Annotated in this window: 6 protein-coding genes; 5 read left to right on the top strand and 1 reads right to left on the bottom strand. The window is 65.8% G+C overall.

What is annotated here, in order from left to right; genetic code table 11:
* The 5 genes from JWN03_RS44125 to JWN03_RS44105 form a co-directional block, all read left to right on the top strand.
* Positions 1 to 1,290, top strand: a 1,290-nt coding sequence (locus JWN03_RS44125; protein WP_297628739.1) for a DUF3556 domain-containing protein, incomplete at its 5' end; no start/stop codon positions are given.
* Positions 1,287 to 2,717, top strand: a complete 1,431-nt coding sequence (locus tag JWN03_RS44120) for a phytoene desaturase family protein (RefSeq protein ID WP_297628737.1) — start codon at positions 1,287 to 1,289, stop codon at positions 2,715 to 2,717. The genes JWN03_RS44125 and JWN03_RS44120, both read left to right, overlap by 4 nt.
* A gap of 31 nt (positions 2,718 to 2,748) precedes the next feature.
* Positions 2,749 to 3,312, top strand: coding sequence for an adenylate kinase (locus JWN03_RS44115; RefSeq protein ID WP_297628735.1), 564 nt, complete (start codon positions 2,749 to 2,751; stop codon positions 3,310 to 3,312).
* A 321-nt stretch (positions 3,313 to 3,633) separates the two neighbouring features.
* Positions 3,634 to 4,671, top strand: a complete 1,038-nt coding sequence (locus tag JWN03_RS44110) for an alpha/beta hydrolase (RefSeq protein ID WP_441343178.1) — start codon at positions 3,634 to 3,636, stop codon at positions 4,669 to 4,671.
* A gap of 788 nt (positions 4,672 to 5,459) precedes the next feature.
* Positions 5,460 to 6,701 carry a PucR family transcriptional regulator gene (locus tag JWN03_RS44105; RefSeq protein ID WP_297628733.1) on the top strand — a complete coding sequence of 414 codons (1,242 nt, stop codon included), beginning with the start codon at positions 5,460 to 5,462 and terminating at the stop codon, positions 6,699 to 6,701.
* Positions 6,702 to 7,050: 349 nt separating this feature from the next.
* On the opposite strand, the gene JWN03_RS44100 is transcribed toward JWN03_RS44105, so the two are convergent.
* The coding region (locus tag JWN03_RS44100) for a hypothetical protein (protein WP_297628731.1) at positions 7,051 to 7,266 on the bottom strand (216 nt) is incomplete at its 5' end.

Raw genomic sequence — 7,266 nt, 5'->3', positions numbered from 1 at the left:
GGCAATACCTCGGGCCTGGTGAATCCGGCGCTGCTGATCGCGCCGATCGTGCTGCTCATCCTGAACGGGTTGCGGGACAAGACAATATTCCTGGCCGCTCGTGGCGAGCAGTATCTGCCCGCGCTGTTCTTCTTCGCGGTGCTGCCGTTCGTCGACATGATCATCGCGTTGAAACTGCTGATCGTCATCGTGTGGGTGGGCGCGGGAGTGTCCAAGTTCGGCAAGCATTTCGCACTGGTGGTCCCGCCCATGGTGAGCAACAGCCCGTCGGTGCCGTTCACCGGGCTCAAACGCGCCCACTATCGCGACTTCCCTCGTGATCTGCGGCCGTCCCGCATCGCGGATGTGATGGCGCACGCCGGCGGCACCACCGTCGAGGTGATCGCGCCGCTGGTGCTGCTGTTCTCGACCAGCCACTGGCTCACGGCGGCAGCGGTCGCGGTGATGGTGATCTTCCACCTCTTCATCGTGTCGACGTTCCCGCTCGCGGTGCCGCTGGAGTGGAACGTGCTGTTCGCCTACGCCTCGATGTTCCTGTTCCTGGGCTTCCCGAACGGGAACGGCTACGGCCCGTTCGATCTCTCCTCGCCCTGGCTGGCCGTCGCACTGCTGGCAGGGCTGCTGTTCTTCCCGATTCTCGGCAATTTCCGGCCCGACAAGGTCTCGTTCCTGCCGTCCATGCGGCAGTACGCCGGCAATTGGGCCTCCGCGGTGTGGGCGTTCGCTCCGGGCGCGGAGGGCAAACTGGATAGGGTGACGCGCACCGCGAAGAATCAGGTCGATCAGTTCGTCGAGTTCGGCTACGAACCACAGTGGGCCGAAATCACCATGCAGCAGGTGGTCGCCTGGCGGACCATGCACAGCCAGGGCCGGGGACTGTTCTCCGTCCTGCTGCGCAACCTCCCCGATATCGACTCCCGCACCGTGCGCGAGGGCGAGTTCCTGTGCAATTCGCTGATCGGCTTCAACTTCGGTGACGGCCATCTGCACAATGCGGACTTCGTGGCCGCCGTGCAGCGCGAGGCCCGGTTCGAACCGGGCGAGGCGGTCATCGTCTGGGTCGAGTCGCAGGCGTGGGGGAGCAAGGTGCAGCACTACCAGGTCATCGATGCGGCGCTCGGTGTGATCGAACGCGGTACGTGGGTGGTGGCCGACGCCGTGGCCGAACAGCCCTGGCTGCCCGACGGCCCCATCCCGGTGACGGTCACCTGGACCCGGCCCGAGCCGGAAGCGGCCCGCCGGAACGAGATTCGCGATGAGCAGGACCACGGACGTGGAGCGCTGGCATGACCACCGCGACCGTCGTCGGCGGCGGGCCCAATGGACTCGCCGCCGCCGTTGCCCTCGCGCGGGCGGGCGTCCGGGTCACCGTGCTGGAAGCCGATAGCGAGATCGGCGGCGGTACCCGCACCGTGGAGGCGATCGTGCCGGGACTGCTGCACGACCAGTGCGCGGCGGTGCATCCGATGGCGGTGGGCTCACCCTTCCTGGCCGAGCTCGGACTGGAGCAGTACGGGTTGTCCTGGCGTACAACGGAAATCGACTGTGTGCATCCGCTCCCTGATGGCCGCGCCGGTGTGTTGTACCGATCCGTCGAACGCACCGCCGCCGGGATGGGGCGGGACGGACGGCGGTGGAAGCAGTTGTTCGACAGGCCCTCCGAGCGCTACGACGCGCTGGCCGAGGACATTATGCAACCGCTGCTGCGGGTGCCACGGCACCCGCTCACGCTCGCCCGATTCGGTGCGCCGACACCATTGCCGGCCTCCGTGCTGGCCCGTGCCTTCCGCACCGAGGAGGCCCGGGCTCTGTTCGGAGGCGTTGCGGCCCATGCCTTCAGGCCACTGCATCTGCCGATGACCTCGGCGATCGGGATGGGCATCCTGACTGCGGGCCATCGGCACGGCTGGCCCGTCGCCGCCGGTGGATCGCAGTCCATCGCCCGAGCGCTGGCGGCCCTGCTGGCCGACCTGGGCGGCAAAATCGAGACCGGAGTCCGGATCGATACCGCCGCCCAGCTCCCGCCGTCGGACCTCACGATGTTCGACCTGACCCCGGAGTCCGTCGCCGATATCCTCGGCGATCGGCTCCCGCCGCGAATTGCCGACGCCTACCGGAACTTTCGCCGCGGCCCGGGTGCGTTCAAGGTGGATTTCGCGGTGGCGGACGGGGTGCCCTGGACCAATGCGGACGCCCGGCGCGCCGGGACGGTCCACCTCGGTGGAACCTACCGCGAAATTGCCGCCGCCGAACGCGACATCCACGCCGGCCGGATGCCTGAACGTCCGTTCGTTCTGGTCGGCCAGCAGTATCTGGCCGACCCGCAGCGCTCGGCCGGTGATATCCACCCGATCTGGGCCTATGCCCACGTTCCGCACGGTTATACCGGCGACGCCACGGAGGCGATCATCACCCGCATCGAACAGTTCGCGCCCGGATTCCGGGACCGTATCGTCGGCCGGACGACCCGCAGCACCACCGAAATGGCGGCCCACAACCCCAATTTCATCGGCGGCGACATCATGACCGGCTCCAAAGACATCCGCCAGCTCGTCTTCGGACCGCGAATCACACTGTCCCCGTACACGATCGGCGTTCCTGGTATGTACCTCTGCTCGGCGGCGACTCCGCCCGGCCCGGGAGCACACGGCATGTGCGGCGCGAATGCCGCCGGTGTGGCACTGGCCCGTCTCGCTACCGGCGCTCGGCCCGAGTAGCCTCTCTGGCAAGGTGATTGGAGTCATCGTCATGCGATTGGTGATCTTGGGGCCCAACGGTTCCGGTAAAGGCACGCAGGCGAAGATGCTGAAACAGGAGCTCGGGGTGCCGCACATCTCGACCGGCGAGCTGTTCCGAGCTGCGATGCGGGACGGAACCCCGGTCGGGCTGGCGGCCGGAGCCATGGTGGCGGCCGGTGAGTTGGTGCCCGACGAACTGGTCCTGAAGATCCTCGGCGAGCGTCTGGCCGAAACCGATGCGGCCGGCGGCTATATCCTCGATGGCTATCCCCGTACCGGCCCGCAGGCCGCAGCTCTCGACGAACTGCTGACCGCCACCGACCGTGCTCTCGACCGCGTCGTAGAGCTCGCCGTCCCCGATGACGTGATCATCGGCCGCTGCGAGATCCGCTTCGCCGCACAACACCGCACCGACGACGACCCAGCCGTAGTCCGCGAGCGCCTGGCTCTGTACCGCAGCCACATTTCCACCATCACCGCCCACTACGCCGACCACGGCATCATGACCACAATCGACGGTCTCGGCGACGTGACCGCAGTCTTCGAGCGCATCCTCGCGGCATTGCCCCGCTGACCGGCAGTGTCAGCGGGTCTGCGCGCTCAGGTCCTCGATCACCTTGATCAGCGTTCCCATAGAGCCACTGTTCCACTGCATTCACTGATCCCGGTCCTTCGGCCGCGTTGGCGCAGATCGATCAGGGGATCGGCAATAATCACCGCAGGTCCTCGCATCTTCCGTCGGTAGCCGACGCCGCGAAGTCGGTGAAGTCGCTCTGTTTCGACAGGCTTTCGAAACGCCCTGTTCGCCGGGGGATGGCACACTCGCCGCCGCGCTGCCGACGGCTACGCAGGAGGAATAGGAATCGACGTGCGTCTTCGCTCGACCATGCGGCGAATGGCAATCATGATCGCGGCGGGCGTCCTCGCCGCCACCTCGGCATCGTTCATGCCCGCGGCGGAGGCTGCCCCGGCGGCGAATGATCCTGGTGACCGGGGTGTTTCGGTGGTAGCGCCGGATGGTTCACGGATTGTGAACACCCACGCCGACGGTGACAGGCATCTGGTTCTCACAGTTTTCTCGGCCGCGATGAACAGCGAGTTCACGGTGGAGGTGCAGCGACCGGCCGATACCTCCGTTCCGCGGCCGGTCCTGTACCTGCTCAGCGGCGGCAGCGGCGGGAAGGGGCCGGCGACGTGGGATCACGAAACCCATGCCACCGACTTCCTCGCGGACAAGGACATCAATGTGGTGCAGCCCGTCGGTGGCGCCGCGTCCTATTACGCGGATTGGCGGGCACCGGATCCCCGGCTGGGCGTCGTGAAATGGAAGACGTACCTGACCGAGGAGCTACCACCGCTGATCGATGCGGCCCTGGGCGCCAATGGGGTCAATGCGATTGCGGGAGTGTCGATGTCGGGCACCTCGGTGCTGCAATTGCCGATCGCGAAGCCGGGCCTGTACCGGTCGGTGGCGGCGTACAGTGGCTGCGCGCAGATCGCGGATCCCGCCGGCCAGGCCTTCGTTCGCCTCACGGTCGCCTACAGCGGCGGCGATGCGCAGAACATGTACGGGCCGCCCGATGATCCGATGTGGGCCGCCAATGATCCGTATGTGAATGCGGCCGGGCTGCGCGGTGTCGACCTGTACCTGTCGAGCGGCAACGGGATGCCCGGCCCGTACGACAAGGCGGGCGACCGGCATCTTGTCGGCGGTGGGGCAGGCGCACTCGCGAACCAGATCCTCGTCGGCGGCGTGATCGAGGCCGCGGTCGACCAATGCACGCGCGCGATGGCAAACCGATTGGCGCAGTTGGGAATTCCGGCAACCACGGAACTGCGCCCGTACGGCACCCACTCCTGGGGATACTGGGACGACGAGCTGGCCGCGTCCTGGCCGGTGCTGGCGCACGGGCTCGGGCTCACGGCCGGATAAGCCCACTTCGCCCGCCGGGGTCAACTGGCTGATCGTGTCGCCCCTCGGCTCGATCAGCCGTTCTCGCCCGGCTCACGGGCTGCTGGCTGATTGTCATCGGTGTCATGGAGGCCGCACCGCCTTCCATGGATGGACTTGCGGAGATGAGCCGGTGACATCGCCCAGCATGTCGAGTGGCGTAGCTGTGACATGTCTAATGGAAATCTGGATCGGCGTGCTCGATCGGAGCTGGTCCTACGGTCGGGTAATGAGGCACGGCGTCGAAGTCATTGCGTCCGAGGTTGTTCCGAATGCGCTCACTCACCGTGTTGTCGTCTGCTTCGATTACCCGGATCATCCACTGGTTCTGGAATACGCCGCAACCCGTTCGGAGGCTTGGGAATTCGCGACTGCCGCAGCGCAAGTAGGTCTGACGGTCCGGGTGGATCGCAGGGTCCGGACCGAGCTGCGGCAGCTGCCGTGTCGTCGCCTCTGGCGCTGACCACAGGCAATGGCGGATTCAGCTGCGGATCTTGCCGGTGCCTGCGGCCGTGACCTTGCTCGGTGATCTGTGCTGGTGGGCGCCGAAGTGGCTGCGGCGCGGAAGCAAAAGCTGAGTGGATCTTGCCATCAGCCGCTGGCGGAAAGATCCGGACTGTTCCAATTGCGACGCTTTGCCCAGGCCATCACCATGATTCGCCGTCGATCAGGCTTCGGTTCGAAAGGGAGTAGAAGGTGAGCTGGCCTTCACTTTAGAGTTCGAACTCCACCGTGAAAGTGCGGTAGATCACCTCGGAAGGGAGTCGACGATGACAACCGACGGAGCGCTTCGAGCGAGCCTGACAGTGTCCGGCAAGCCGATGTCCGGCCCGCTGCAAGATGTCGGGACCGTATCGCGGCAGCTGGTAGGGCATTTCATCGACAATGTGATTCCGTGCGGCACCTTGCCTGGTGATGTCATCTCCGGCGACATCACCAGCGTCACGCGCAGCTGTCTGGAATTGGCCGTGAGCATGCTCGACGGTCAGGACATTCCAGCCAAGACCGGGAGGCTGGCCGAGGCGGCGGCCGGCTGGGCGCGCGAGGGCGTACCGATCGATACCATCCTGCATTCCATTCACGAGGGGTTCAAAGTCGGCATGGACCTCATCCATGCGAATGCGACCGCACAGGACTACGCCAGTCTCATGAACGGCGCAAAGCTGGTGGTGGAGTTACTGGACACCATCAGCGCGACCGTCGCCCGCGCCTATGTGCGCGAACACAAAGCGGTGGTCAGCGAGCACCACAGTGCCGTTCACATCCTCACCTCCGCACTGCTCGGCGGACACCCCACCTCGACCATGGCCCGCGAATGCGGTATAGATATCGCCTCCGCGTATTGCGTACTGGCACTGGATATTCCGGTGCATCCGGATGAGCGCCACCCGATGCTGGACGGCAAGGTGGTCGCCCGCCGTAAACTGCGACGCCTGCAGGCCGAACTCGCTACTCACTGCGGGGAGACGGCACTGGCGCTGCTGAGTGTGGACGGCGGCACGATTCTCGTTCCCACGACCACGCCGACCGCCGACCGCCTCGACGAACTGCTCGCCGAATTGTCCACGGCAGCACGCGTTCCCGTCACCGCGACCGTAGTAGTCGCCTCCCCGGCCGACGTGCCGTCCGCAGCCGACCGCGCCCATGAACTACTGGACATGGTGCAGCGCCTGGAGTGCGTAGCCGGACTGTACCGGTTCGCCGACATGGCACTGGAATATCAGCTCACCCGCCCGGGCCCGGGCCGGGAAACCCTAGGGGCACTACTGGATCCACTCGACGCCCACCCCGAACTGCTGCACACGCTCCGCTGCCACATCAGCACCAACCTCAACCGCCAGCGCACCGCCCGCCTCATGCACATCCACACCAACACCGTCGACTACCGCATCAAACGCATATGCCAGCTCACCGGTTTCGACCCCACCGCAACCTCCGGCCTATGGCAGCTACGAGCGGCACTGATCGCACGCACTTTCGGCGACCACACCGACACCCACCGAACCGCGTGAATCGTCCTAGACCCATCGCGCCACTGGAAGAGCAATCCCGAACAACCCGGTCAGCGATCATAGGCCCCGACCAACAGTCACCTTCGATGTCGTGACGAGTACCGGCGATCCAGCAGCGATGGCACGAATGCCATTCACCCAGTGCGGATTCCGCCCCGCCCAGCCACCGCCACAACGCAAAAAGACAGAACGAAAGGACGAAAGACGCCCGGACATAAAGAACGAAAAGATCAAGAACCCAAAGAGCAAGAACCCGAAAGGCCAAGCCGGGCAACGGCTTGTAGCACCGACGGGACGAAACCTGTCGGTGGCACCCGGGGACGGGGAATCCTGTTGTCGCGGCAGGGTATTACGGGCCGAACCAATTCCGTCGGGGCGAACCGGTCCCGCAGGGGTGCGGTGAGAGGGAAGAACCAAGTCGGGCAGCGGCCTGTGCCACCGACGGGGTGAACTTGTCGGTGGCACCCGGGGTGGGGAATCCTCTTGTCGTGGTGGGGGTATTGCGGTCCGGCGGGGCGAACCAGTCCTGCAGGGGTGCGGTGAGAGGGAAGAACCGAGCCGGGCA

It is taken from the genome of Nocardia sp., from assembly GCF_025465275.1.
In the GTDB taxonomy this organism is placed as follows: Bacteria; Actinomycetota; Actinomycetes; order Mycobacteriales; family Mycobacteriaceae; genus Nocardia.
The sequence above is the reverse complement of the archived record's forward strand: the minus strand, read 5'-3'. Positions and strand labels throughout refer to the sequence as shown.